This window comes from Photobacterium angustum, assembly GCF_003026365.1.
Taxonomy (GTDB): Bacteria; Pseudomonadota; Gammaproteobacteria; order Enterobacterales; family Vibrionaceae; genus Photobacterium; species Photobacterium angustum.
The window spans coordinates 169,353-195,187 of sequence record NZ_PYOM01000010.1 but is presented as its reverse complement, the minus strand read 5'-3'; the positions used below and the strand labels follow the sequence as shown (position 1 = coordinate 195,187).

At 38.2% G+C, this 25,835-nt stretch carries 21 protein-coding genes; 9 read left to right on the top strand and 12 right to left on the bottom strand.

Features of this window, described 5'->3' with window-relative positions; all coding sequences use genetic code 11:
- Positions 1–849 precede the first annotated feature (849 nt).
- From CTN01_RS12450 to CTN01_RS22790, 6 genes are all read left to right on the top strand, one after another.
- A complete protein-coding gene (locus tag CTN01_RS12450) occupies positions 850–2,292 on the top strand; it encodes an APC family permease (protein WP_005365602.1) in 1,443 nt (480 codons plus the stop codon).
- A gap of 225 nt (positions 2,293–2,517) precedes the next feature.
- Entirely contained in the window at positions 2,518–4,431 is a 1,914-nt protein-coding gene (locus CTN01_RS12445) for a pyridoxal phosphate-dependent decarboxylase family protein (RefSeq protein WP_045148775.1), read from the top strand.
- Positions 4,432–4,590: 159 nt separating this feature from the next.
- Positions 4,591–5,814 carry an amino acid permease gene (locus tag CTN01_RS12440; RefSeq protein WP_045148774.1) on the top strand — a complete coding sequence of 408 codons (1,224 nt, stop codon included), beginning with the start codon at positions 4,591–4,593 and terminating at the stop codon, positions 5,812–5,814.
- Between the two features lie 29 nt (positions 5,815–5,843).
- Positions 5,844–7,118 (top strand): tyrosine--tRNA ligase, encoded by a 1,275-nt coding sequence (tyrS, locus tag CTN01_RS12435; RefSeq protein WP_045081981.1) that lies wholly within the window; start codon positions 5,844–5,846, stop codon positions 7,116–7,118.
- A 267-nt stretch (positions 7,119–7,385) separates the two neighbouring features.
- The gene (locus CTN01_RS12430; RefSeq protein ID WP_045148773.1) at positions 7,386–8,495 is read left to right on the top strand and encodes a M20/M25/M40 family metallo-hydrolase; all 1,110 of its coding nucleotides are present in this window, start codon (positions 7,386–7,388) and stop codon (positions 8,493–8,495) included.
- Between the two features lie 182 nt (positions 8,496–8,677).
- On the top strand, positions 8,678–8,842 hold the full coding sequence (locus tag CTN01_RS22790) for a hypothetical protein (RefSeq protein ID WP_005365615.1): 165 nt from the start codon (positions 8,678–8,680) through the stop codon (positions 8,840–8,842).
- A gap of 58 nt (positions 8,843–8,900) precedes the next feature.
- Here the strand turns inward: CTN01_RS22790 and gcvT are convergent, their stop codons facing one another.
- Together gcvT and CTN01_RS12420 are read right to left on the bottom strand one after the other, a co-directional pair.
- Positions 8,901–10,019: a glycine cleavage system aminomethyltransferase GcvT gene (gene gcvT, locus CTN01_RS12425; RefSeq protein WP_045148772.1), complete on the bottom strand. Its 1,119-nt coding sequence runs from the start codon at positions 10,017–10,019 to the stop codon at positions 8,901–8,903.
- A gap of 85 nt (positions 10,020–10,104) precedes the next feature.
- Positions 10,105–10,731 (bottom strand): helix-turn-helix domain-containing protein, encoded by a 627-nt coding sequence (locus CTN01_RS12420; protein WP_045081979.1) that lies wholly within the window; start codon positions 10,729–10,731, stop codon positions 10,105–10,107.
- A 351-nt stretch (positions 10,732–11,082) separates the two neighbouring features.
- On the opposite strand from CTN01_RS12420, the gene gcvH reads away from it, so the two are divergent.
- Positions 11,083–11,463 carry a glycine cleavage system protein GcvH gene (gene gcvH, locus CTN01_RS12415; protein WP_045148770.1) on the top strand — a complete coding sequence of 127 codons (381 nt, stop codon included), beginning with the start codon at positions 11,083–11,085 and terminating at the stop codon, positions 11,461–11,463.
- Between the two features lie 120 nt (positions 11,464–11,583).
- Positions 11,584–14,463 (top strand): aminomethyl-transferring glycine dehydrogenase, encoded by a 2,880-nt coding sequence (gene gcvP / locus CTN01_RS12410; RefSeq protein WP_107188323.1) that lies wholly within the window; start codon positions 11,584–11,586, stop codon positions 14,461–14,463.
- Between the two features lie 404 nt (positions 14,464–14,867).
- Here gcvP and CTN01_RS22785 read toward each other — a convergent pair whose 3' ends face one another.
- A complete protein-coding gene (locus CTN01_RS22785; RefSeq protein ID WP_155395448.1) occupies positions 14,868–15,005 on the bottom strand; it encodes a hypothetical protein in 138 nt (45 codons plus the stop codon).
- 495 nt (positions 15,006–15,500) lie between these two features.
- Here CTN01_RS22785 and CTN01_RS12405 point away from each other — a divergent pair, with 495 nt between their 5' ends.
- Positions 15,501–16,787 (top strand): zinc-dependent metalloprotease family protein, encoded by a 1,287-nt coding sequence (locus CTN01_RS12405; protein WP_107342163.1) that lies wholly within the window; start codon positions 15,501–15,503, stop codon positions 16,785–16,787.
- A 376-nt stretch (positions 16,788–17,163) separates the two neighbouring features.
- On the opposite strand, the gene CTN01_RS12400 is transcribed toward CTN01_RS12405, so the two are convergent.
- The 9 genes from CTN01_RS12400 to CTN01_RS12355 form a co-directional block, all read right to left on the bottom strand.
- Positions 17,164–17,463: a hypothetical protein gene (locus CTN01_RS12400; protein WP_045149329.1), complete on the bottom strand. Its 300-nt coding sequence runs from the start codon at positions 17,461–17,463 to the stop codon at positions 17,164–17,166.
- A 1-nt stretch (position 17,464) separates the two neighbouring features.
- The gene (locus tag CTN01_RS12395) at positions 17,465–17,686 is read right to left on the bottom strand and encodes a hypothetical protein (RefSeq protein ID WP_045149330.1); all 222 of its coding nucleotides are present in this window, start codon (positions 17,684–17,686) and stop codon (positions 17,465–17,467) included.
- 467 nt (positions 17,687–18,153) lie between these two features.
- A complete protein-coding gene (locus tag CTN01_RS12390; protein WP_244156063.1) occupies positions 18,154–18,714 on the bottom strand; it encodes a hypothetical protein in 561 nt (186 codons plus the stop codon).
- 190 nt (positions 18,715–18,904) lie between these two features.
- Positions 18,905–19,585: a hypothetical protein gene (locus CTN01_RS12385; RefSeq protein WP_045149333.1), complete on the bottom strand. Its 681-nt coding sequence runs from the start codon at positions 19,583–19,585 to the stop codon at positions 18,905–18,907.
- A gap of 143 nt (positions 19,586–19,728) precedes the next feature.
- On the bottom strand, positions 19,729–20,514 hold the full coding sequence (locus tag CTN01_RS12380; RefSeq protein WP_045149334.1) for a hypothetical protein: 786 nt from the start codon (positions 20,512–20,514) through the stop codon (positions 19,729–19,731).
- Between the two features lie 482 nt (positions 20,515–20,996).
- A complete protein-coding gene (locus CTN01_RS12375) occupies positions 20,997–21,794 on the bottom strand; it encodes a hypothetical protein (protein WP_146150428.1) in 798 nt (265 codons plus the stop codon).
- A 63-nt stretch (positions 21,795–21,857) separates the two neighbouring features.
- The gene (locus CTN01_RS12370) at positions 21,858–22,682 is read right to left on the bottom strand and encodes a DUF4238 domain-containing protein (RefSeq protein ID WP_045149336.1); all 825 of its coding nucleotides are present in this window, start codon (positions 22,680–22,682) and stop codon (positions 21,858–21,860) included.
- A gap of 435 nt (positions 22,683–23,117) precedes the next feature.
- On the bottom strand, positions 23,118–23,639 hold the full coding sequence (locus CTN01_RS12360) for a hypothetical protein (protein ID WP_045149338.1): 522 nt from the start codon (positions 23,637–23,639) through the stop codon (positions 23,118–23,120).
- 167 nt (positions 23,640–23,806) lie between these two features.
- Positions 23,807–25,579, bottom strand: coding sequence for an ATP-dependent nuclease (locus CTN01_RS12355; RefSeq protein WP_045149340.1), 1,773 nt, complete (start codon positions 25,577–25,579; stop codon positions 23,807–23,809).
- Positions 25,580–25,835: the final 256 nt, after the last annotated feature.

Below are 25,835 nucleotides of genomic sequence, written 5' to 3'. Positions count from 1 at the left end.
CATTCGCACAAATAAATTCGGATATGGCATATTATAAAGTTAAAAATACATATAAACGCGCTAAACGACCTATTTATTACCATAATATTTAGAAATAACAGCTCTTCTTCATTTTATGCGCGGTGTAGCGGTATTGATTCAAACAGATCAATATAATCTTGTCCATAAATATCTAATTTCTCTTTTAAAACGATGACTTACCGAACATATTCAATTATTAGCATCTTTATTATTAATATACTTATGTTTAATTGGCACCCACAGCATAGTGTCTTTAGTTTTGCGCTTATTTTTTGGTCACTTCTACCTCTGTTATGTTTATATATTATCATTAAGCACTATGAATATTTTCATAACAAAACACTCATCACTGTCCAATCATATTCTGCATGGTTGTTATTCTTCACATGGGTTTCTATAGCTTTTCTATCTATTACAATACCTTATGCTTTACACCTAATTAGCGCATCGCACGAATACTATATTTCCCTCTACATTTTTTCTCCTGCTGTAATGTTCTTCATGGCGGCAATAACAGGTCTGTTAGCCAGCCTATTAACATGGATTGTTAATCATTTTGCTCATTAAAAACCAAAAATAGCCACTAGGTGCACAGGAGCATATCAAATTTATTCATTATACAATTATTCCTAATTCGTAAATTGCTTAAAAATGCAAATTAAACAATCGGAATTTGGAACTAAATTCGCTTCACAAAATTACATTTGGTCACTACCATAAAAATCGATTTTTGAACGCGGTAACTAAAAATATCGATATTTACTATAATTTATAGAATTGGATGTTTTTATATCATTACTGCTTAACTGATAGATTTTGAGGTCTACAATGGCTAGCTCCACCAACGCTTCTCCCGCTAAAATTGGCGTATTCAGTTTCGTCATGATTACCGCTGCGGTTGTTATGAGTGTTCGTACACTCCCTATGACAGCGCAGCCAGGAATGATGACGATCTTCTTAACATTAGCTGCTGCAATCTGTTTTATGATTCCAACAGCACTTGTCTCCGCTGAACTTGCAACGGCATTCCCAGAAGATGGTGGTATCTTCATCTGGGTTCGCGAAGCATTTGGTGAACGTATGGGATTTGTTGCAGTCTGGATGCAATGGATTCAAATGGTTTTTGGCATGACATCCATTTTGATGATTGTCGGTGCAATTTTTGCCTACGCCTTTGACCCTGCGTTAGCACAAAATAAAATGTACATTCTTGCTGTTATATTAGTGGTTTACTGGGCATGTACATTGGGTAATATGCGTGGTGTTAAAACACTCGGTTGGGTATCCACACTATGTGTGATTTTAGGTGTATTCTTACCTTTCTTTGTACTTGTAGCCTGTGCTATCGCTTACCTAGTCGGTGGTCATCCAATTGTTACTGACCTTTCATTAACAACTGCAAACCTTATTCCTGATTTATCAAATAAGGGTACTTGGGCACTATTCATTGGCTTCGTATTCGTTGTTATGGGTATGGAAGTATCAGCATCTAACGTTTCTCACGTTAAAAACGCTGAACGTAACTACCCTATCGCAGTGTTCTTAGTTGCATTATTTGTGGTTATCGTTTCTGTTGTAGGTTCTTTTGCAATCTTCATCGGTATTCCAACTAAGCACATTTCAATGACAGCAGGTCTTATTCAAGCATTCCAGACTTACTTTGATATGTGGGGTCTAGACTGGTTAACACCTATTATGGCTGTATGTATGGCTATCGGTCTTGCAGGTCAAGTTAACTCTTGGGTTTTAGGTCCTGTTCGTGGTCTTCAAGCAACAGCAAACGCTGGTGCACTACCTAAAGTACTTCAAAAGACAAATAAAGAAGGTGTACCTGTTAACCTTATTTACTTACAAGCTATCCTAATCTCAATCGTGGGTGTGCTTATTTGTGTAATGCCTAACGTAGATTCCTTCTACTTTATGCTTCTAGGTCTAACATCTCTTGTTTATATCGTTGCTTACCTACTTATGTTCTCTGCTGCGATTTACCTACGCTACAAGCGTCCAGACGCACAACGTAGTTTTACAGTTCCTGGCGGTAACATTGGTATGTGGATCTGTTCAGGTCTAGGTATTGCAACATGTCTACTTGCAGGTTACTTCGGCTTCAAAGCACCATCAAGCTATGACGGTACTGCAAACAGTTACTTTAACTTCCAGTTCTTTGGTTTAGTTATCATGATTATTATTCCACTTGTTGTTTACGCTTGGGGTAAATATTCAAACCGAGCTAAAGCGGATAATGCAACGCCAGTAACTCACGCAAACTAAGTCTTATTTTTCATCAAATAAAAAGACAAAACAAATAAACAGGAGAAGTAGTGGTTCCCTATTCTACTTCTGCTTCTCCTGATGGTTACACTTTTATTTACAGCCCAGTTTTAAACCATTATTTGTTAAAACTAATTTAATTTTCTTTCTGACATATTCTTCTCTGAAGAGAAAAAATATAAGCAGAAATAGTATTTCAATATTAAAGATAAAATAGGTTTTATTATGAGCGAAAAAATGAATGTGGATGCACTGTTCCTAGGTCCAAAATCAGAAAACCAAGTATTCTTCAAAGAAATGATGGATTACGCAATTAGTGAACACATGCACTGGCGCTCAGACTTCCACCCAGAAGATGCACCTATGCTTAACCCTGTAATGCAACACCAACCAGATTTCCGCGATACACTTTATCGTACAGAAGGTATCTTACAGGGGCTATCTGCACGCCTTAAAACTAAATCAGTGCCTTGGTTCTCTCCTCGCTATTTAGGCCACATGAACGCAGATACGCTAATGGTATCAAACCTTGCATACGTGATGACCATGCTTTACAACCCAAACAACTGTGCACATGAAGCCTCTCCTGTGACTACAGAGCTTGAGTTAGAAGCAGGTCATGACCTATGCCGCATGTTTGGTTACGATGTGAATAAATCATGGGCGCACATTACTTCTGGCGGTACTGTTGCAAACTATGAAGGTGTTTGGGTTGCTCGTAACCTTAAAACAATGCCTCTAGCAATCGCTGCATGTGACAAGTCAAAAGACCTTGTAGAAGGCATGACTGAGCATCAACTTTTAAACATGAAATCTAAAGATATTTTAGATCTTACTGATGAGTTGAAAAAACGCGGTATCTTTGAAGAAGTTCGTGCATTAACAGCACGTGGCGTAGGTGTTGATGCGGGTAAACTTGGTAAATTCCTTGTTCCACGTTCTAAACACTATTCATGGATGAAAGCAATGGACGTACTTGGCCTAGGTCAAGAGCACATTGTTCCACTAGACGTTGATGGTAACTACCGTACAGACGTTGAAAAAATGCGTGAAGTAACCTTCAAATTAATGGAAGAAGGTACACCTATCTTAGGTATGGTATCTGTTGTTGGTACTACCGAGGAAGGTTCTATCGATGCCGTTCATGAAGTAATGAAACTTCGTAAAGAGTGTGAAGAGAAATACGGTTCATCTTTCTACGTTCACGTTGATGCTGCTTACGGTGGCTATGTACGTTCAATGTTCCTTGATGACAACAACGAATTCATGGAATACGACGCATTAATCGAACGTTATCGTAACGACGACATCATTCCTGAAGGTGTTATCTGGCCAAAACGTGAAGTGTATGACGCATTCCACGCTATGTCAGAAGCTGACTCTATCACTGTCGATCCACATAAAGTGGGCTTCATCCAGTACGCAGCTGGCGCAGTAGCAATGAAAGACAAGCGTATTGTTGACTTGATTTCATACCACGCCGCTTACGTATTCGAAGAAGCGGATGATGAGAACGAAGCTGATAAGCAAGTTGTTCTAGGTTCTTCTATCATGGAAGGTTCAAAAGCAGGTGCAACTGCCGCTGCGGTATGGGCTGCACATCGCCTAGTACCACTAAACGTAAGTGGTTATGGTCATGTGATTGGTCGTGGTATTGTGACTGCTGACTGGTTTGCGAAGAAACTCGCAACGGCTGAACCATTTGTTATTGACGGTCGTCGCTTTGAGGTTCGTCCTCTAATGCACCCTGACTTCCACATGGTTGACTTTACTTTCAAAGAAATCGACAACGATAGTCTTGATGCACACAACCACCTAAACCAACGTATCTACGAGCTATGCTCTTACGCAACAGGCCGTACTTACACTAAAGACTTCCTAACTTCTTCTACTTCTCTATCAGAAGAAGAATACGGTCAAACTCCTCGTCTATACGCTGAAAGCCGTGGCTTTAGTGAAGACGAATGGAATACTGTAGGTTCTGTTTACATTCTTCGTTCAGCGGTAATGACTCACTTCCTACGTGATGAAATCCGTTTCAATAATTACTGGAATAACCTTCGTGATGTATTCACAAATCTTCTAAGTGAAATTATTGATGAAGAAAATAAACAAAAATTAGCACATACCGCTGCTTAAAAAGGAAAATAAACGCCAGCCTTTAAAGGCTGGCGTTCTTCTATATACGATGAAAGATATTAATATATCGATTAATTATCGCCGCCTTTTTGTTATTGATGGCTAGTTAATTACGTCCTAATAAAAATATTTATTAGGTATTTTTTCAGGGTACACGTCATGAATAAAAAAGCTATTGGTGCGACACTGCTTATTTCTGGCACAATGCTTGGCGCAGGAATGCTTGCACTCCCTCTAATTTCTGCAGGCTTAGGTATTTATAATGCAATAATCTTATTAACCGTTTTATGGGCGGTAATGACTTATACCGGATTAATGTTATTAGAAGTATGCCTTAATTACCCAACCGGTACAGGGTTTGAAGAGATTGCTTATGATCTGTTTGGTAAACCTGGTAAATGGGTAATACATTTATCATTATTATTGCTACTTTATGCTTTATCTTGTGCCTATATTGCAGGTGCATCCTCTATTTACAAGAGTGATTTAACCGATTATTTCCATATTTCGGTCCCCTCTCATGTCATTGCGATTATATTTACCTTGATAATTGCAACCATTGTATTTATTAGTACCAAAGCTGTTGATATGGCTAACCGCGTATTATTTAGTACGAACATTGTTATCTTTTTCACTCTTGTTATTACTACTATCCCATTCATCCATGGTCGATTTTTAGTCAATATCAACGATTCATCAAAATATGCTTTTGCTGCTATTCCTGTTTTCATTACTGCCTTTGGTTTTCATGGCAGTGTTCCAAGCATGGTTAAATATATTGGCCGTGAAAATCCTAAAACATTACGGAATATATTTATTGCTGGCGGTTTAATTCCCCTCGTGGTTTACATTGTTTGGGAAATAACCATGCTCGGATCGTTACCTCGATTTGGTAACCATAGTTTTCAATATATTGCACAGCATGGATCAAATGTTGGGGTTATGCTTCAACAAATGCAGATATTCATTCAAGAAAAGAACATAATTTATCTAATTGGTGCTTTCTCATCCATCGCAATGTTCACTTCTTATCTATGTGTTTCATTGGGACTATTTGATTCATTGGCAAGTACCTTTAAACATGGTAATAATACCAAAGATAGATTAATCACTGCGGTACTATGCTACTTGCCACCATTGGTTTTCACTCTTGTGTACCCTAATGGCTTTGTTCCAGCTTTAGGTGCTGCAGCAATTTTCTTGACTATATTAGCAATTCTGTTTCCTGTTCTTGCCCTTAGAAAACTTCGTGGTAAACAACATCAAATTGAATATAATGTCGCAACAAATAATATCGCATTATTTGTTGTGGGGTTAATTGGCCTACAAGTCATAATAAACCAGATACTGACATTGAATAATGCCGTACCTATTTTTAATTAAACGTAAATAAAATGATTATTGGAGAACACATGAATCATTTGAATTTAATTCAAGAGCTTAAAGATCGCGGTCTGATCGCTCAAATTACGGATGAAGAAGCTTTAAGCGAACGTTTAGCAAAAGGTCCGATTACATTATATTGCGGCTTTGATCCAACGGCTGATAGTTTACACCTAGGTCATCTGGTTCCTCTACTTTGCCTTAAGCGCTTCCAAGAAGCGGGTCATAATCCAGTAGCTTTGGTTGGCGGCGCTACTGGTATGATTGGAGATCCAAGCTTCAAAGCGACTGAGCGTTCGCTTAACACTTTAGATACAGTTGCAGGTTGGGTGACAAAAATCCAACGCCAAGTTTCTCCTTTCTTGGATTTTGACAATGCAACAAACCCTGCCCGTATGGTAAATAACCATGACTGGTTCGGTAATATGGATGTTCTAACATTCTTACGTGATATTGGTAAACACTTCTCTGTAAACCAAATGATCAGCAAAGAATCTGTTAAGCAACGAATTAACCGTGATGAAGTAGGTATCTCTTTTACTGAGTTCGCATACAGCTTGCTGCAATCTTACGACTTCGCAAGTATGAACAAAGAAATGGGTATGGAACTACAAATCGGTGGTTCTGATCAATGGGGTAACATCACAGCGGGTATCGACCTTACTCGCCGTATGAACCAGCAGCAAGTGTTCGGTATGACAGTACCGCTAATCACGAAATCTGACGGTACTAAATTTGGTAAAACTGAAGGTGGTGCGGTTTGGTTAGATCCTTCGAAAACAAGCCCATACAAGTTCTACCAATTCTGGATGAACACTGCAGATGCTGACGTATATCGTTTCCTACGCTTTTTCACTTTCCTTTCTGAAGAAGAAATTCAACAGATTGAAGAAGCGGATCGTAACAGTGGTAAAGCACCTGAAGCGCAACGTATTCTTGCAGAGCAAGCAACGCGTTTAGTTCACGGTCAAGAGCAATTAGAAGCGGCACAGAACATCACTCGTTGCCTATTTGAAAACGATTTAGCGCACTTATCTGAATCTGATTTTGCTCAACTAGCACAAGATGGTATGCCAAGTGCTGAAGCTGAAAATGGCGATGATTTACAACAAGTGCTAGTTAAATCTGGTCTTGCAAGTTCTCGTGGTCAAGCTAAAACACACATCAGCTCAAATGCAATCATGGTTAATGGCGAGAAAGTAAGCGAACCATTCTATGAGTTTACAGACGCTGACAAACTATTTGGTCGCTACACTCTGATCCGCCGTGGTAAAAAGAACTACAGCCTGATCGTTTGGGGCTAATTAGTATTAAGTTAGCTGATAACATCAGCTAACTTATCGATTTATGCCAAATAAGCGATATGTAGATTCACAATCGGTTCGCTCCCGCATTCATGTGAATCTATGTCTTATTTGGCATTTTCATTTCTATAACCCAGTTCAAACTTCTTTCATTTCACTTACTCCCCCACTTTTATATCTCTACTTTTATTGATTTAGCCCCTCATCATCTCGCCATTATTCCTATTAGAGTACTGTGTATTCCTCCTATTTAGTGGTTAAAGCAATATGACAACAATTAATCAAGAACGTCTTATTTCTCATTTTATTGATCTCATCAAAATCGATAGCGAATCAAAAAACGAAAAAGCGATTTCAGAAGCCTTAGCAGAACAACTCGGAAAGTTAGGTTTTAACGTTTCTAAATTACCTGTGCCTGAAAGCATTTCTAATGGTTTTAACCTTTTTGCAAAGCTTGATGGTGAACTTGAAGATAGTATTGTTTTAAGCTGCCACATGGACACCGTAACACCAGGAAATAGTATTGAGCCTATTATCGAAGCTGGTGTTATTCGCTCAAAAGGCGACACAATTCTTGGTGGTGATGATAAATCAGGTATTGCTGCCATCATCGAAGCGGTGCGTACCATCAAAGAAAACAACAAAGCTCATAAAACAATTGAGCTGGCTTTTACTGTTCATGAAGAAGGTGGATTACATGGTTCGAAGCACTTTGATATGTCGTATATCACCGCAGATAAAGCAATTGTGCTGGATTCAGGCGGTGCAATTGGTGCGATTGTAACGAGTGCGCCCGGCCAACAAAGCCTTAAAGTGACGATTAAAGGTAAACCCGCTCATGCAGGGCTTGCACCTGAAGAAGGTATTAATGCACTAACAGTCGCATCTGATGCTGTAATGAATATGAAATTAGCACGTATAGATCATGAAACAACCGCTAACATTGGCATAGTCTCTGGTGGTCAAGCTACAAACATCGTAATGCCTGAATTGTATCTTGCCGCTGAAGCACGTTCACTTAACGATGATAAGCTTGCTGCTCAAGTTCAGCATATGATTAATGTATTCAGCACAACAGCAAACAAGCATAACGCGCAAATAGATATTCAATCTACACGCTCTTATAACGCCTACTCTATTGCTGATAACGACCCACATGTTATTGATATAATGACTAGTTTTAAAGAAATGGGATTAGCACCATTTACCAAGTCTACCGGAGGCGGTAGTGATGCAAATATCTTTAATGAGAAAGGGTTAAAAACCGTTAATTTATCTACAGGTATGAGCAAAGTGCATACTACGGAAGAATTTATTACCGTCGAAGATATGACCAATATTACTGAGTTTTTATATTGTTACTTAACCAATAAATAACCTTATCGAGGTTTAGTTGCACAAAAATAGGCATTAAGATCACCTTAATGCCTATTTTTTTAGACGCAAAAGTAAATTTAATGTCAATTACTTGCAAGTACGCATTCTCATTCAGTTTTTATTCAAGTTTCTTATGTAAGGATTCAGCAAGTTTGGATTAGATATGACCTAGGGTGAAGAAAATGAAATCAACAAAAAATAACGCCATTGACAAAGAACTCTTCATTACCGCACTGAATGAGTGCTACCGCCGCTTGAATGAAACAGGCTTGACTGTAAAAGACCTTTCAAAAGAGGGTTTTACACTACTATTCCAATCGGCTTATAAAGCAGTCACTGCACGATAAGAAATAAGCAAGACGTAACGAAAACGTCTTGCCATAATCATTCAGTCAAAATGCCTATTTAACCACGATAGTAACGTTGGGGTACAAATGGCATTTTCTCGATCGTCATAGGCAACTTCTTACCTCGAACCTCAGCGTATACCGTTTCACCAAGCTTATTAGCTTCTGTTGCAATATACCCCATTGCAACAGGAATACCTTTCGTTGGGCCAAATGTTCCACTCGTTACAATGCCAATTTCATTGTCTTCAGCATCAAATAACTTTGTCCCTTCTCGTACAGGCGCTTTTGATTGCCCCACTAACCCAACACGTTTTCTTGAAACTTGTTTAGTTTGTAGTTGCTCCAAAATAATATCAGCACCGGGAAAACCACCTTCACGCACACCACCAGCACGACGACTTGGCGTAATTGCCCACATTAAGCTTGCTTCAAATGGCGTAGTCGTAGGATCTAGATCGTGCCCATATAAACATAATCCGCACTCTAAACGTAATGAATCTCTCGCCCCAAGACCAATCCATTCCACTTCATTAAACGCTAGCAACGCGCGTGCTAATTCTTCGGCTTTATCATTAGGTACTGAGATTTCATAACCATCTTCACCCGTATACCCTGAACGGCTGACGTAACATTCAACGCCCAATAACGTCACTTTAGCCGCATCCATAAACACCATATCACTAACCGCAGGGTTTAACTCAGCGAGTACCAACGCAGCCTTAGGACCTTGTAAGGCTAGTAGTGCGCGATCTTCAATCACTTCTAATTCAACGCCATCTTTTAAATGGGCTTTTAAATGGGCAATATCTTGTTCTTTACAGGCCGCATTCACAACAAGGAAAAGATGATCACCAAAATTTGTCACCATTAGATCATCTTCAATACCGCCATTTTCATTAGTAAATACGGCATAACGCTGTTTACCTTCAGGTAAATCAACAATATCAACAGGTACTAATGTTTCTAATAATGTAGCGGCATGTTGCCCTTTTAAGCGCACTTGCCCCATGTGTGATACATCGAACAACCCAGCAGAATCACGACAATGTATATGCTCTTTTTTTACCCCTAAGCCATATTGCACAGGCATATCATAGCCAGCAAATGGCACCATTTTCGCTCCCATTTCAATGTGTAAGCCATGTAATGGGGTCTGCTTAAGTTGTTGAGACATAGTTGCACTCCGTTATCTAGTTGGTGTCCATGTAAATGGTAACGTAATTGTAAAACTGGTTGATGCTATAAACCGTTCGATGACATTAAGATGCTGTCACCCAAAGAATTAACGCATCCTCTTCACTAACAGATGTCAGCATGTGACCCATTGTCGCGTCGTAATAGGCTGAATCCCCTTCGACTAAATGAATCGGCTCATAAAATTCAGAGAAAAAAGTGATTTCGCCTTTTAGTACCAATAAGAACTCCTCGCCGTCATGGCGGATCCACTCACTATAATCATCAAAAGATCGTGCGCGCACATGTGATTTAAACGGCATCATCCTTTTATTAGTTAATTGGGTGGCAAGCAGTTCATGTTCATAGGTTGAAGTGGGATGAGGTCGACCTTCACCATAGCGCGTAATATCACGTCTGCCCGAGGCTGTAATGGTTTTAGGTGGTTCAAAAAGTTGGGGAATATCGATAGCCAATCCCGTAGCAAGTTTCTGCATCGCTTGAAACGTAGGTGATATTTGCTCGTTTTCAATCTTTGACAAGGTTGAACGTGCAAGTCCTGTACGTTTACTGGCTTCTTCAAGGGTTAGACCTAAAGAAACACGAATTTCTTTTAGCCTCTCACCTAACTTTAAAGGCGCAATATGCTCTGCGGCTTGAGTTTTTTCGATCCGCATCGATGGATAAACATCGTGGATATATTCATCTGTCATATCACTTCCTTCTTCAACTCAATCCCCATAACCCTCGACCTTCATCATAGTTTCTTATAGGAAACTTAATAAAACTCACATCACAAAGTCATGATCTTTTTTAAAAAAATGTTACCTATGAGGCATACATTATCGTTAAATCCATTTATAAATAGGTAATATTATGGATTTAGTGATGAAAATCAGCGTTTATTAACTAAATTTAAACTTAGTATAACTATGTTAGCAACAAATCAACATGACAAATAGCAAACGTTTGCGTAGAATCACATAATAGATATTGAAAACGTGTTCCACTATAAGAAACTTTTATCAAATAACCATATAACCGGTGGGTTAAGGAGTACAAACATGGAATCAACATTAAAGTTTACCAGTAGCCACGAATGGATCCGTGATAACGGTGATGGAACAGTGACGGTTGGTATTTCTGCTCATGCGCAGGGTTTATTAGGCGATGTGGTATTTGTTGATTTACCTGAAGTTGGTGACACAACAGATGCGGGTGATGCCTTCTCTTTAGTGGAATCAGTAAAAGCCGCTTCCGACATTTACGCCCCTATCACAGGTGAAATTGTTGCGATCAATGAAGATTTAGAAGACAGCCCTGAACTGGTTAATGAAGAACCTTATGAAGGCGGTTGGATTGCAACCATCAAGCTTAACGATTCTGATGAATTGGCAACATTAATTGATGCTGAAACCTATCTTGCTTCAATTGAAGAAGACTAAATTATAAAAACAAAGATCGGGTACAACACTCGATCTTTGTTGCTTTGCCATTTACAGCATTACCGATGAATATCCCTAAAGCCAGACAATGGTAATTAGGACAACGTTCAGGAAAGAACCATGACCAATACTACTTTTCTTCAAGCTCTCAGTGACGATAACGATTTTTCACATCGCCATAATGGCCCTAATGCACTCGAACAACAGCGAATGTTAGAAACTATAGGTGTCGGTAGTATTGACCAGCTTATAGCGCAAACCGTTCCCGCTTCCATTCGTTTAACAGAGCCGATGACATTACCACAGGCACAAAGTGAAGCGGCAATGCTGGCAGAACTTAAGCAGATCGCTGGCAAAAATATCATCAATAAAAGTTATATTGGTCAGGGTTATTACAACACGTTTACCCCAAATGTTATTCTTCGTAATGTATTAGAAAACCCAGGCTGGTATACCGCTTATACCCCTTACCAACCAGAAATCTCTCAGGGCCGTTTAGAATCTCTGCTTAACTATCAGCAAATGATCATGGATCTAACCGCCATGGAGCTGGCTAATGCATCACTGCTTGATGAAGCCACTGCCGCAGCAGAAGCGATGACGCTATGTAAGCGCGCGGGTAAAAACAAAAGCAATGCGTTTTTCATTTCAACCGATCTTCACCCTCAAACCATTGATGTTGTTACTACACGTGCAAAATACGTTGGCTTTGAGATCATTACAGGCAGTGCAGAAGATCTTGCGAAACACGATGTATTCGGTGCTTTACTGCAATACCCTGCCAGCAACGGCGAATTAGTCGATCTTACTGACATCATTGACGCGGCACATGATAAGAAAACATTAGTGGCGGTGGCATCTGATCTACTAGCATTGACTGTACTAAAAGCACCGGGTGAAATGGGCGCAGATGTGGTTATTGGTAGTGCTCAACGCTTTGGTGTACCTATGGGCTTTGGTGGTCCACATGCTGGCTTTATGGCAACCAAAGATAAACACAAGCGTACGATGCCGGGTCGTGTAATTGGCGTATCTAAAGATGCCAAAGGCAATCAAGCCCTACGTATGGCAATGCAAACCCGTGAACAACATATCCGCCGTGAAAAAGCGACATCTAACATTTGTACAGCGCAGGCACTGCTTGCCAACATGGCTGCGTTTTACGCCCTGTACCATGGTCCTGAAGGCTTAAAGAAAATTGGTCGTCGCGTTCACCACTTTACAGCAGTTTTAGCTGCTGGTTTACGCAATAATGGTTTTGAACTAGAAAACCAACACTTCTTCGACACGCTAACAATCAAAACAGGCAATAAAACCAACGCGTTATATCAAAAAGCACTTGATGCAGGTATTAACCTTCGTAAATACAGCAATAAGTTGGGTATCAGTATTGATGAAACCACCCTTGCTGAAGATATCGAGCAGCTACTTGGCTTATTTACCAATCAAGATCTTAAAGTGTCGATGTTCAGTGATGACATTGCCGCGGATGAGTTCGCAGCTATTCCACCAGCGTGTCGCCGAAGCAGTGCATACCTAACCCACTCTGTGTTTAACCGCTACCATAGCGAAACACAAATGATGCGTTACATGAAGCAGCTAGAAAACAAAGACTACTCATTAACTCACGGCATGATCCCATTGGGTAGCTGTACCATGAAGCTTAATGCAGTAGCAGAAATGATCCCTGTCACTTGGCCTGAGTTTGGACAACTGCACCCATTTGCGCCACAAGCACAAACATCAGGTTATCAAGAATTAGCTAAAAACCTATCTGAAATGCTGTGCTCAATCACAGGTTATGATGCGTTCTCGCTACAACCAAACTCTGGTGCACAAGGTGAATATGCAGGTCTAATCGCTATTCAGCGTTACCATGAAGCCAATGGCGATAGCCACCGTAATGTTTGTTTGATCCCAAGCTCTGCGCACGGTACTAACCCAGCGTCTGCGGCAATGGTTTCGATGAAAGTAGTGGTGGTTGGCTGTGATGAGTTAGGTAATATCGATATTGATGATCTAAAAGCCAAAATCGAAAAACACCGTGATGCGCTGTCATGTATCATGATCACCTACCCGTCTACCCATGGCGTGTATGAAGAAGCAGTACAAGAAGTGTGTGATCTTGTCCATGAAGCTGGCGGTCAGGTTTACCTTGATGGTGCCAACATGAACGCGCAAGTTGGTTTAACTAGCCCAGGCTTTATTGGTTCAGATGTTTCTCACTTAAACCTACACAAAACCTTCTGTATTCCTCACGGAGGCGGCGGCCCAGGTATGGGACCTATTGGTGTTAAGTCGCACCTTACACCGTTCTTACCGGGACATGTTGAAGATACAAATAGCGATGAACTACAATATGCCGTATCTGCGGCAGCATTAGGTTCAGCATCTATTTTACCGATCTCTTACGCTTACATTGCGATGATGGGAGAACAAGGTTTAACCCAAGCCACTGAACTTGCGATCTTAAATGCAAACTACGTGATGGAACGCCTTCGCCCACACTACCCTGTTTTATACCGTGGTACTGAAGGCCGTATTGCACACGAATGTATTATTGATTTACGTCCAATCAAAGATGCCTCTGGTATTTCAGAAGAAGATATCGCAAAACGATTAATGGATTATGGCTTCCATGCGCCAACCATGTCGTTCCCTGTTGCTGGTACATTAATGATTGAGCCTACTGAATCTGAAAACATTACAGAGCTTGATCGCTTCTGTGACGCGATGATTGCGATTAAAGAAGAAATCAACCTTGTTCAATCTGGCGAGTGGCCATTAGACGATAATCCACTGGTTAACGCACCGCACAGCCAAGTAGATATGATGGAATCAGAGTGGAACCACGCTTATAGCCGTGAAGTCGCTTGTTTCCCATCAGCACACACCAAAGCAGCGAAATACTGGCCGAGTGTTAACCGTGTTGATAACGTATTTGGCGACCGTAATCTTGTATGTTCTTGCCCAAGTATTGAGAACTATATAGAAGACTAAAGCCTATTGTCATGTCACAATTTAGTTTGTGAGTAGCTTAATTAAGTCTGTGACTGAAATTAAGTTTGTGACTTAACACTAAATAGATAAAGCGAGCCTTATAGCTCGCTTTTTGATCACAGATAACCGAGTTGGAAACATCACTTGAATAACAAAAGGCGAGCCGTGTGGTTCGCCTTTTCTATATGCACCGTATGTTATTGCATCCAACGCTGACTGCAACATAATCAAAGATGATTATGACTACGAGAATGAGGTGTTTTATGACCGAAAACACCATAAATAATAAGGGTGAATGGATAAGCTTGCTCATAAACGATTAACAACAATTATCACACTTCTAAATAAGTTAACGCTAATTCCAGAAGAAAAGTTACCCGTAGATAATTCTGGCGCGCTTTACATCAATGTAAATGGCTGGAATTACTATCCTGCTTTTCAATTCGATGAGCTGTTGAAGCTTGACCATCACATTCTTCCCCACAGACATCGCAGATTCTATCGATTTCGGTATTAACGAATTTTTCTTCAAAGATATTCATTTAAGATCTCCCTATTACCTAAGTTTGATTTTAGCAATGGAGAAGATAATTGGTCTGTCAGGCTGTAAGCTTCATTTTCAAATTCAATCCTATCCTTTTTCTGTATTAGAAAACTGCGACGTAGTTCGAATACGCGTCTCCAATAGATGTCAAATTCACATTACTGAAATTAGAAAAAGTAGATCAGAGACATATCAGCCGACTCCACTAACACGTTATTGGACAAAAGCTTGTTAGACTTTCAACTCAATCTGGGTTGATAGGTGTTAGGATAAATATGGGACAACGCATTAACTAATTGCCTAATGAGCTGTCAAAACATCAGCTAGTAATATTAATTTCCCCGCCTTTGAATTGTCACGCAAAATAAAATGAAATGTTACTTCTTATTTCATTAGATTGATTTTTCACTATAAAAGCACGATTGCAGATGTTAAAAAAGCGAAAGTAAAGCTGTATTTTGCACGCAAGGAATTAATAGCAACGGAGAGGCAGATGAAAAATTACATTAATAAATCCCTGTTAATTGCGACAACTGCAATGTTAGTTAATCCAATGGCAATAGCTAGTGTTGAAGTAGGAAATGGTTTAGGTGTTGAGTTAATTTTGAATGAGAAGTTTAAAGGGACACCTGATTCTTCACTGTATACTGTAAGTCATTACAATAATGTTAAAAGTGCAAATGAAATTTACAAGGGTAACGGTTTAACTATCGATTTATTTGCTGATAAAGTTGTTTACGAGTCTTATGATGACAGCGTAAATACAAATAGTTTACCGTTAGTGATGTTTAGTAATCTTGAAGATTTAGCTTGGCAACAGAAACCATTTTTTTCGGTTGTAATTTCTCAAGCTGAGGGTAATTATTATGGTGGTGCGCCTCAACCTAAAACAGATGCTAAATTCAATCCAAATGAAGATCCATTGTACCAATATGGTCAACATCGCTTTATTGCTATGAGTTATAAAACGATGTACGGTGCTCAATTCCCTGAAAGCGATTATCATATTTTTGCTCACGAAGCTGGTCATGCACTAGGTGCATTGCATGAGGTAGATGAATTCACTATTGTCGATCCAAACGATGATCCATATTATATAAATGCTCGCGCTGCTGCTGTTTGTGCTGATGGGTCTAAACCACTCATGGTGGCTGGTGCTTGGAAACGAGATAAATTGCCATTAATTACAGGTACGGCTAACTGTCCTTTACTTGATGAAAGTAAAAATCCCAATGGTGAAGTAATGCAGCGTTACTACAACAGTACGCAGCAAGACGGTTACACTATGAAAGACCGCACACCTAGCACGTTAGAATTAGCGGTAACTGAAAATATTAATACACAGCAATTTGATTTTACCGTAACTCGAACGGGTAAAACCGAAGATACAGGTACATTATTTATTGCTGGTAACGGTATTGGTTTAACACCTATTGATTTTTCTCTTGGTGAAAATGAAACAAGTAAAACAATCAGTGTGGACTTTGCCAAATTACACGAATTAATGACTACTTCTGACCAAAACTTCCAAAACGGTTTAGATGTGAAAAATACCGTGTATGCGGTAGCACAAACAACGAACGAAGTGCTAAAAGGTGCGTTCAATGTGAGTGACGTTAATACACAATGGAAGTCTGTACCTAAAGATAATGAGCCACAGCCAGAGCCAGAACCAGAATCAGAATCACAGCCTGATAACGGTGGCAGCGGTGGTGGTAGTTCATCGCTTGGCTTTCTAGCTTTGATTACTATTTTTGCGTATTGGCGTAGAAAGAAGTAAACAGATAGAAAATATATAAATCGAAAGCTAAACCCGTTACATACCATAAAGAATGTAACGGGTTTATTATTATCTGATGTTGTTAGAAACAGTTACCTTAAATTAGATATAAACGATCTTATTTGATTGGAAACTAAATTAAAGAGCAGAGACAAGTATTAATACAAATCCGTAGAGTTAACTTGTCCATTATACGAGCTAGTCAAAATAACAAACTCGTTATTGGACAAAACTTTGTTAGATAGCCAGCTCTATTCAGGCTGTTTGATATTAGGAAAAGTATTGGTAACTTCTTCACAAAGTACCTTTAGGGTACAAAAAGACCGCCACTGTGGGCGGTCATTTAACATGAAAGCTATTTATGCGTACTGGCGAATTATTTAAGTTTATCTCTAAGAGTGTTTAGTCTTTCTTCTGTTTCTAAATATTTAGTTTGATATTCCGCAGCTTCATTTTTACATTCATCTAAATATCTTTGCGAGAAGTCTTTATTGTTTTCAGCATTAATAAATGCATTTCTGTAACGCTCAACAAAATTATCATAATCTTTTTGGAGGATAGCTATTTCATTAATCAGGTTAGATCTTTTTGATTCCTTATACGTCTTGTATGTAAAACATCCAGAAATGATTGAAATAAATATTGCAATTGAAGCTAACCAATCGGAAACCTCCATTTCATAAATCTCGTTGGCAACAAGGACAAACAACAGCTTTTTTACTTATTTTTTCAGCGCAATATTTACAGCTAATTCTTGTTTTGTCTCCGCTAAATATAGCTAAAACTATACCAATGGGACCTAAAATTAGACCGACAATAAATCCTGAAACAGGGTTTCCTTTCTTTGAACCTATAGCCGTACAAACTAAAATCGAAACAATCCAAATAGCAAACAACATAGATTTATCCTAAAAATATAAACGAACTTCGTGATCGAATCTCAAGATAATTGTATAGAAAAGCAGGCACTTTTAAAAGAAAAAGTATATAAAACAAGTCCAAATTTGACGTTGTAATTTTGTTAATGATGTTACTGGTTTCAGAATATTCAATCAGGACGGTGTTTGCGCATGAAAGCCCCAAACGTGATATTTTACTAACAGATAAATTTAGAGTGACTTGCTTAATAAGGCGATTCCAAAATCACGTTAATAAGATATGAATGAGTATTTAATCTAACAAGTTTTGGGGTAGATATGAGCTAGCCAAGAGAGCTAGCTCGTTGTTGGGCTGAAATGAGTTAGGCAACTTGCTTTATTTTGATATGTAGATATTAGAAAAAATAAGTGTAACTCCGTCATAAACGGTTGGCTACAATTGAGCGAAATGAAAAGCCAACCGTTTGAAATCCGACTTGATGGCTTTGTTAGCTGTAACCTAGCAACTTCGGAACTATCGCTATTGCAGTACCAACCAATACTTCCCTTGAAATTGACTTAGTTTCACTAAACATAGTTTTTATGGCTGTTATATATGATTTACTTTGTTCATTTATGGAAGCTTCTTCGAAGGTTTTATTTAAGTGAGAGAATGACTTAGAGGTTAAACGATATCCTTTGTTGGGCACCAATAAAATTAAGTCCTCATCAACTAGAAAATCTAGTGTGCCATCAAAAATAGCTGCTTGAGCAACCTTATCATGACGCTTTTCATCTTCTAGGCCTTTCAACTTAGCTTTTGTTATTTCATTATTCTTTTGCTCATTAGCGCCCCAAAAACCTAACTCAGGATTTTGAGCATTTACCATCTCACAAAAATCACCAACCTCACTCTTTAATCTATATTGACGCATTTCCTCGTGACTATCGAACTTTAAGTACATAGCTATCATTCTGTCTCTATCAATAAAAACTGGCACTGGAAACTGAGAATACAAGTCCTCAAATATTTTTGCGGTATAAATACTGAACTGCTCAATGTTTTTCATATAGATGCTCATTGTTGGACAAAAACGTGTTAGGCAATTTGCTTATTTAGGCTGGTAGTATTAAAAAAAGCAAGGGCAACACCCTGTTAAGGTGAACAACGTAACCACTGAGACTAACCTTACTACCTTAAACACTAAAACTAACACATAGTAAAAATGCCAAGCGTTGCGAATCACTCTTAAACAGTTGTTAGGCGCTTTCTTGATCTGCTCGTTTGATTAACTCTGCAACTTCTTCATCAAGTTCAGAGAAAAACTTAATAAGAGTCTGGATATAGAATTCTACGAAATCACTTGATATCTGTACTTTATGAGCCGGTTTACCTGAGAGTAACTTATTAGAGGATATAAATTTATTAACTGCATCATTTGCGCCTTCTGGAAGATAACCTCCGTTGTGAACTAATTGGTTCCGTAGCTTATTTACTTGTTTCATCACGGACCAAGTGCAGTTAAGGCTCTCGAAGTCGAACTTTCCAACTTTAATAAAATACAAACGAGCCCTCTCTATGCCAGAGCCTTTTAGGTCTTTGTAAGTAACTTCTGAATCAAGTAATGGTGCCACTAAGTCGGCTAGTTGATTTAGGGTGTCTTCTAAGTAACTATGAAGAGCAATTACTGTCGAAGTACGATGAATACTAGGGAACAGAGTTTGGTTGAGATGAAGATCACTGCCATGGTCTGAGATAAATTCGTCGTGATGCTTTTTCGGAATTTTCTTTAACCGTTCATTCAAGTCAACTTGTAGCTCTGCATCACTTCTTTCCCATAACTTTTCAGTCTGTTCGTTAAACATCGACATTTCTTTCAACTCAACTTGAACGTCATGGCAAAAAGTAAGCAACCCAGTTTCAAAGAGTTCAATATCCATTAATATCTCCAAATTCTAATTGGCGCCTAACGCCCTATTAAGGTGTGAATGACGCAATGCCGAAGCTTCGCATACTTCCTAAATCACTAAAATCAACGCATGGTAAAAATGCCAAGCGTTGCGAATCCGTCTCGAGGCTTTTGTTAGGCTTGTTCCCAACCATTTTCTATAAACTCAAGAAATTGAAAGCCAAAAACTGTCATACGTGTTTGATAGTTGTGCTCGAATTCTGTTAGTTCGTCGACTGGAATTGTTAAACCAATAACAGTGGAGTCTGTATTTTTATGGCTACCAGAGTTAACTTCATTTTGTCCAGGAATCTTGATTAGTTTGATATCGTGAATAAACCTATTATCTGATAACTCTCTAACAATTTGTTCTAAAAAAGAATGATTTCCTACAAAACTCGGAAACTTCTTTATCAAGACTTTACTAACAAAGTATGGGTATCGTGACTCTGTTGTATCTTTCGAAGAGCCCCAAATTACGCCATCAGAAAGAGCTTTTAGAACCATTATGTGAGACAAAGTTAAGCGGTCTAAAAGTTGAAAAAAACTGTGTTTGAGATCATACGTAAGTTGTTCATTAACAAGAGAGTTCATCACGGAGTTTTTGAGGTGTTCTCGCTTTTCTGTTTCATGAGTACGCAATACAATTTGATTTGCATGAGCAAATATACTTAAGAATTCCTCGTTGCTGTGTAGGTTTGAGATTAATATTTCATGACGAGATTGCAACTCAATCAGTGAGTTGGTAATCGCCTCCATCCATATCTCAGCTCGTTTTTGAGCAGGATCTTGCCATATGACATTGAATGCTTCTAGCACCGTACCGCTACCGACCGGCACAACACCTATAATAGAGCGGATCAAACGGTGAATTTTATCCTCGACAGGCTCCACTGAAGGATTGTACTTTTCTATGTCCATTTTTACTCCCAAAGCCTAACAGTATATAAATAAGCATTTTTACTTTGCGAAGTGCGAAGCCTAATATATTGGGCAATAATACATAAAAACCGTATATAAGTTAGTACAATATCAGCCTTTTTTTACTACCTGATAATTGTTTGAAGAAAATACAAACGAGATGGGAGTTAATCAACCAGTTGGATTACGTTGATTATAAGAACTAATCCCAAATCACGTTAATACAGTAAGAATGAGCATTTAATCTACGTTTTGGTGCAGATATAAATTAACTAAAATATGAAGCTAACCATCACAGCTAGCTCATTGTTGGACATAACCTTATTAGGTAGGTTGCTCTATTTGGTTTCGTAGTTGTTAGAATAAGTAAGGGTAGCAGTAACACTCGAAACCACCCTCCTAATCTTTTCAATATTTACTTAAAGAAGACGGCTGGACTTGTCCAACAATTTGGATAGATATCTTCTGCGCGAAATATATCTTTATTGATTAGTTTTATCCCTAAGTATTTCAGCTATTACGGGTATTTTCCGACCTTTGGCTTCATACTCCGCAATATCCTCCTTTATTTTATCCATTTTCAAAACATTTTTTGAAGTGAGTGTAACCATAACTCCTAATGTAGCAAAATGAACAGCTTTTCTACTAGGCTTGAGAGTTATCATAAATTCTGCAAGTGACATTGCACAAGCCTGATATGCAGAGAAGAATGGTAAACTCCAAAGGTCTTGACCATATTCAGATACAAAATCTTCAGGTGCTGCTGTGTAATCAATATCTAATTTATTAATCGCAATAAAATAAACTTGTGCAGCACTTTTGATACCTTTCAATAATTCGATTGCTGGAGTTTCTCTTTTATGCCATAAGCTTAAGCTCGCTTGAACAACCTTGGGATCGCTTGATTTGAGAATATCTTTTAGCTCGATTAAATCGATATAGTTATGATAAATTTGCTCTACTGAAGATAAATCACTATTTACAGCTAATGCTCGTTTTTCAGCTGTGAGTAGGATCTCTTTGGCTAATAGTAAAGCATTTCGTCTACTTTCCTCATTTGATCTATCAAACTCTTTTTGGAACTGCTCTCTTTGCTCTTTTAGTTGTTGGGCTTGGTATCTTAAGCTACCCATAAACCAAATAACTGCAATAAAGCTTCCGCTAGCTGCTAAAATGCTTCCATATGCAGATAAATGTTGAGCATCAATAAATATGATCATAATCGTAGCAACCAAAAGAGTTACAATCGTTAATACTATTAAAATAATTTGATTCTTCATGATATCTAATTGTGGAATGAAAAAGAGCAAACGTTGGGATTCCGTCTAAACCGCTTTGTATGATTAAATTTCACAATATTCCTTCACATATTCAAGAGAATCTTTATTTGACCCTACAACTCGCTCTTCTGCTTGAAGAACAATCTGGGAGTTGAATTTATCAACAGTGAAACCATTATTAAAAGAACTAGACGCAATTATGATATTCTTCGTTAATGGAAAAGCGAATGATTTAAAACAAAATAGTTGATCTAAATCTTGGTAAATAACTGGGTTATCGCAAGTCAAAACATGACCGCCATCCTTCTCTGCAACAAAGAAACTAAAGTCTATAAATGTGTCGTCGTACATACGAAACGTTAATAGAGGTAGAAGCATATTCTGTATTAGTTTTCGATGCGATACATCCCTTCTATTTTGATAAAGATAATCAATAAAGGACGAATCTAGTCCGATTTTTTGACCAGCTTCATTTGGCAAACTACAAAAAATTGATGGCAATTTCTCGGACATTTTAATAGCTAATTCTTCTTGTTTTGGAGAACGCCAGAATTGAAAAGCTATAACCGATTTAACTAATTGATGAAATGATATTTCTTGTTTTAGAGCTACATATTCTCTCGGATCTCTTCTAAGTTCATTGAAAATTTCAAACACATTAGAAAGTTCGTTTTCAACCTCTTGGTAAAAGTCTTCGATCATTTGAGGGTTATCAAAACCTTTAATAGTGTATAGATGCTTTCTATACATCATCTGGGCAGGATGCATTCGACTAATATTTCCGTAAGGTTTCCTCAAAACAAACAACTCATCATCATTTTCAGGCGCAAAGCCTTTTAGATATACTTCAGGTAAAAAGTGATGCTTAACTTTTTGTTGTTTTGTCAAATGTAACTCCTTTAATCAAAAGTGTATCAATAAACATTCTTATTTTTAACAGTGTAATGCCTAAAAAACCAGACCATAATACTAGCTTTTTACATTGAATTTAATAGTATTAAAAACACTTTGTTGCTTATGAAAAGTTCATTAACAAAATATCAATGAACTTTTTCTCTGAATGGAGGAGGGTTATTTTGAGCTATCTTTGATATCTAGCTCATTGTTCGACAAAAGTAAGTTAGGCACTTTGCTTTATTTGAACTGATAGGTATTAGGAAAAATAGGGGTAACGTTCGAATAACGCCCTGTTAAGGGGTGAGCAACGCAATACCGAAGCCGCCACATTCCACCTTAAACACTAAAACCAACGCATAGTAAAAATGCCACGCGCTGCGAATCCCTCTTGAACAGTTTGTATGTGCATCCGTATTTATCTTGCCACTATATGTATTCATGAAGTGTACGAGCAGTGAGAAGCCTTGCACCATGGTCAACGAACTCTCTGATATTGAGTTCGGCTTTCCAGCCATTTTTTCCTTGTGAACCATATAAATAAACGACAGGTTTTAGATATTTATAGTCACCTAACTCTTCAATATCAAAGTTAATCTTTTGACCATGGATAATCTTATTACACGCTTCCCTTAGAGATAACTTTTGTACACAACTTTTTGACGACAACCTCCCACAATAAAATGGATTTTTTTCATCCTTATCCGCTTCAGACTCGTCATCTAATATGCGCAAGATAATAGCACTTTGCAATAAAGTACGACTTACTTCATCTTCCATAAACTCAAGAGGCAACCTGTTGATAAACAGATTATTATTACTAGCTGAACTTTGCTCGGCAAAAGATCTGCTTGCCTCGAAATAACATGCGAGCCTATACACATCTAGACGAATTTGTTTTAAGTCTAAGTTATGTCCTTTCAAGAAGTTAGGATTTTCTATTTCCGCCATTTATCCTCCAAGCACATAACAGTATATTAATAAGCATTCTTACTTTCGCGCAAAAACACACGCATAAAAAACCTTTATCATGCTTCCAATCTTTACTTATATAAGGTGTCTTGGGCTTGTCCAACACTTCGGATAGATGTCGGCTAAGCGACACATATCCTTATTTATTAGATTACATAACCATTTGCACTATTTATAAATTCCACCAATTTCCCCATACGTTCTTTTAAATCTAAAGTATCTAAGTCAACAGGATTGTTCTCTACATAGTGACGAGCAACTTTCACTTTATTTGCTGTTTTTTCTTCACTATTTCGCCCTTTATGATACTTAAGGAGGTTTTCCCACTCACCTTTATTTACTAATTTGCTTGCAGATGGATGAACTGCCTTAACACTTTCTTCAACTTTATCGAAGTCAAGGTAATTCTCGACTTCTCGTCCCTTAGTTACCCACGCAAATCCTGGACCTAAATTAAACTCATCTTTCAACCTTTGTTTAGTAGCATTGATACGCGCTCGAGGCTTATCTTTATCGCTATCAAACATTATCACCGTATTTCGATTCAGCTTTCTTACAGAAATTAAATCATCAACCGCTTCGTTCTCAGCATCCTGATCAAGAGCTGTTAGGTGGCTGAACAATCTACCACCATAAAACATAATTGAATAATGCACGCCCTCAACTAAATCTGGCGATTGGGCGCCAAGCCAATAGTTTAGATATATTCGGTCAGACGGTCCCTCAACCCAAATCACACAATTTGCTTGTAATATGTCTGAGGCTTTATATCCAAGATCATTACATATATTTGAACGCTGCTTAGTACTCGAAATAGCTTCTACACAGGAAACTCCATCAATTTGTGTGATATGGAAAATTTCAGATTCCACTGCGTCTAATAAATGAGCTGAATGCGTTGTAAAGAAATACTGATTTTCTGTCTTTTCTGACAAATATTTTATCAGCTTTCGCTGTAATAGAGGATGCAAATGAAGCTCTGGCTCTTCTACACAAACAATTGTTTCATCAAGTAATGTCGCAGCTGCTGCTAGAATCACTACTTCATGAACGCCAGTACCTAGTGACTCTAATGGAAGTGTTTTACCATCCATATGTATGAGTACCATATTTCTTTCATATGGTATTTCAATTTTTGCAGTCTCATTCTCCAGAACCTCTTGTATAAAGCCATTAATAGAGAGAAACTTTTCTTTTAGTTTTTGTTGGGCAAGAGGCGGGTTTTGAATTTTTGCAATTCTCTCGATTATTCCTTCGCCACTATAATCATTTGCTTCACTTCCAGCCGCTCCAATTTTTCTAATCGCAGGTATTACTTCAACGTTAGGTGTAGGGCCAGGTAAATAGGAAAGAGCCTTCAGAGACTCTGGTATCCAATCCGTTCTAATATCTCCCCCTGAACTACGAGTCAGTCCACTCCATAATTTTTTCCACTCATTATGATCAAGTTTTTGAAAGACCTCATCAAAATTAACCTCTAGTTCAAACTGACCGTTAGGGTTTTCAGCTTTATATGTAAACCAAACTGCTCCATTATGCATAAAGCTCTCAGAGCATAAAACTTTCCTTGCAAGCTGACGGTGAACAATGTGGTGCCTATCATTAGGCAGTTTTTGCTGGATGTAGTTTTCAATATCCTCCTCAAACAATGGGAATGAAACACGATGCTGAGCCCTTTCATTTGATAGGTGGCGATCAATATCTTTAAAAGGATTCTCTTTCTTACTTCCTCCAAAATTTTGTTTATTCTTTGCTTTGTCGACAAAGTAGGCATACTGATCATTTAAAAAATTGACAATATTTGATTTCCCAACATTGTTCTGGCCAATAATTAAATTAACTTTTTTTAGTGGTCCTATCCTGACCAATTTATCGCCGATACTTCGATACCCAGAAAAACCAAAACCTTTAAGTAGCACAAAATTATCCTTGTAAATCTAGCTGAATGTTAATAAGTATTATTACTTTTATACGAAATAATCTCCCTAAAGCCTCACAATCATAATCAATTTAATTTATAAATATCATGAGCTTGATTGCATTATTTTGTTTCAAAATATTTATTGTGTACGTTGAAGGTAGGAAATGTATTTAATCAGTCTTATTAAAACAGAACTCAAGCGATAAAATTACCACCTTTCATTATAACTGTTCATATAAACACACAATAAAACT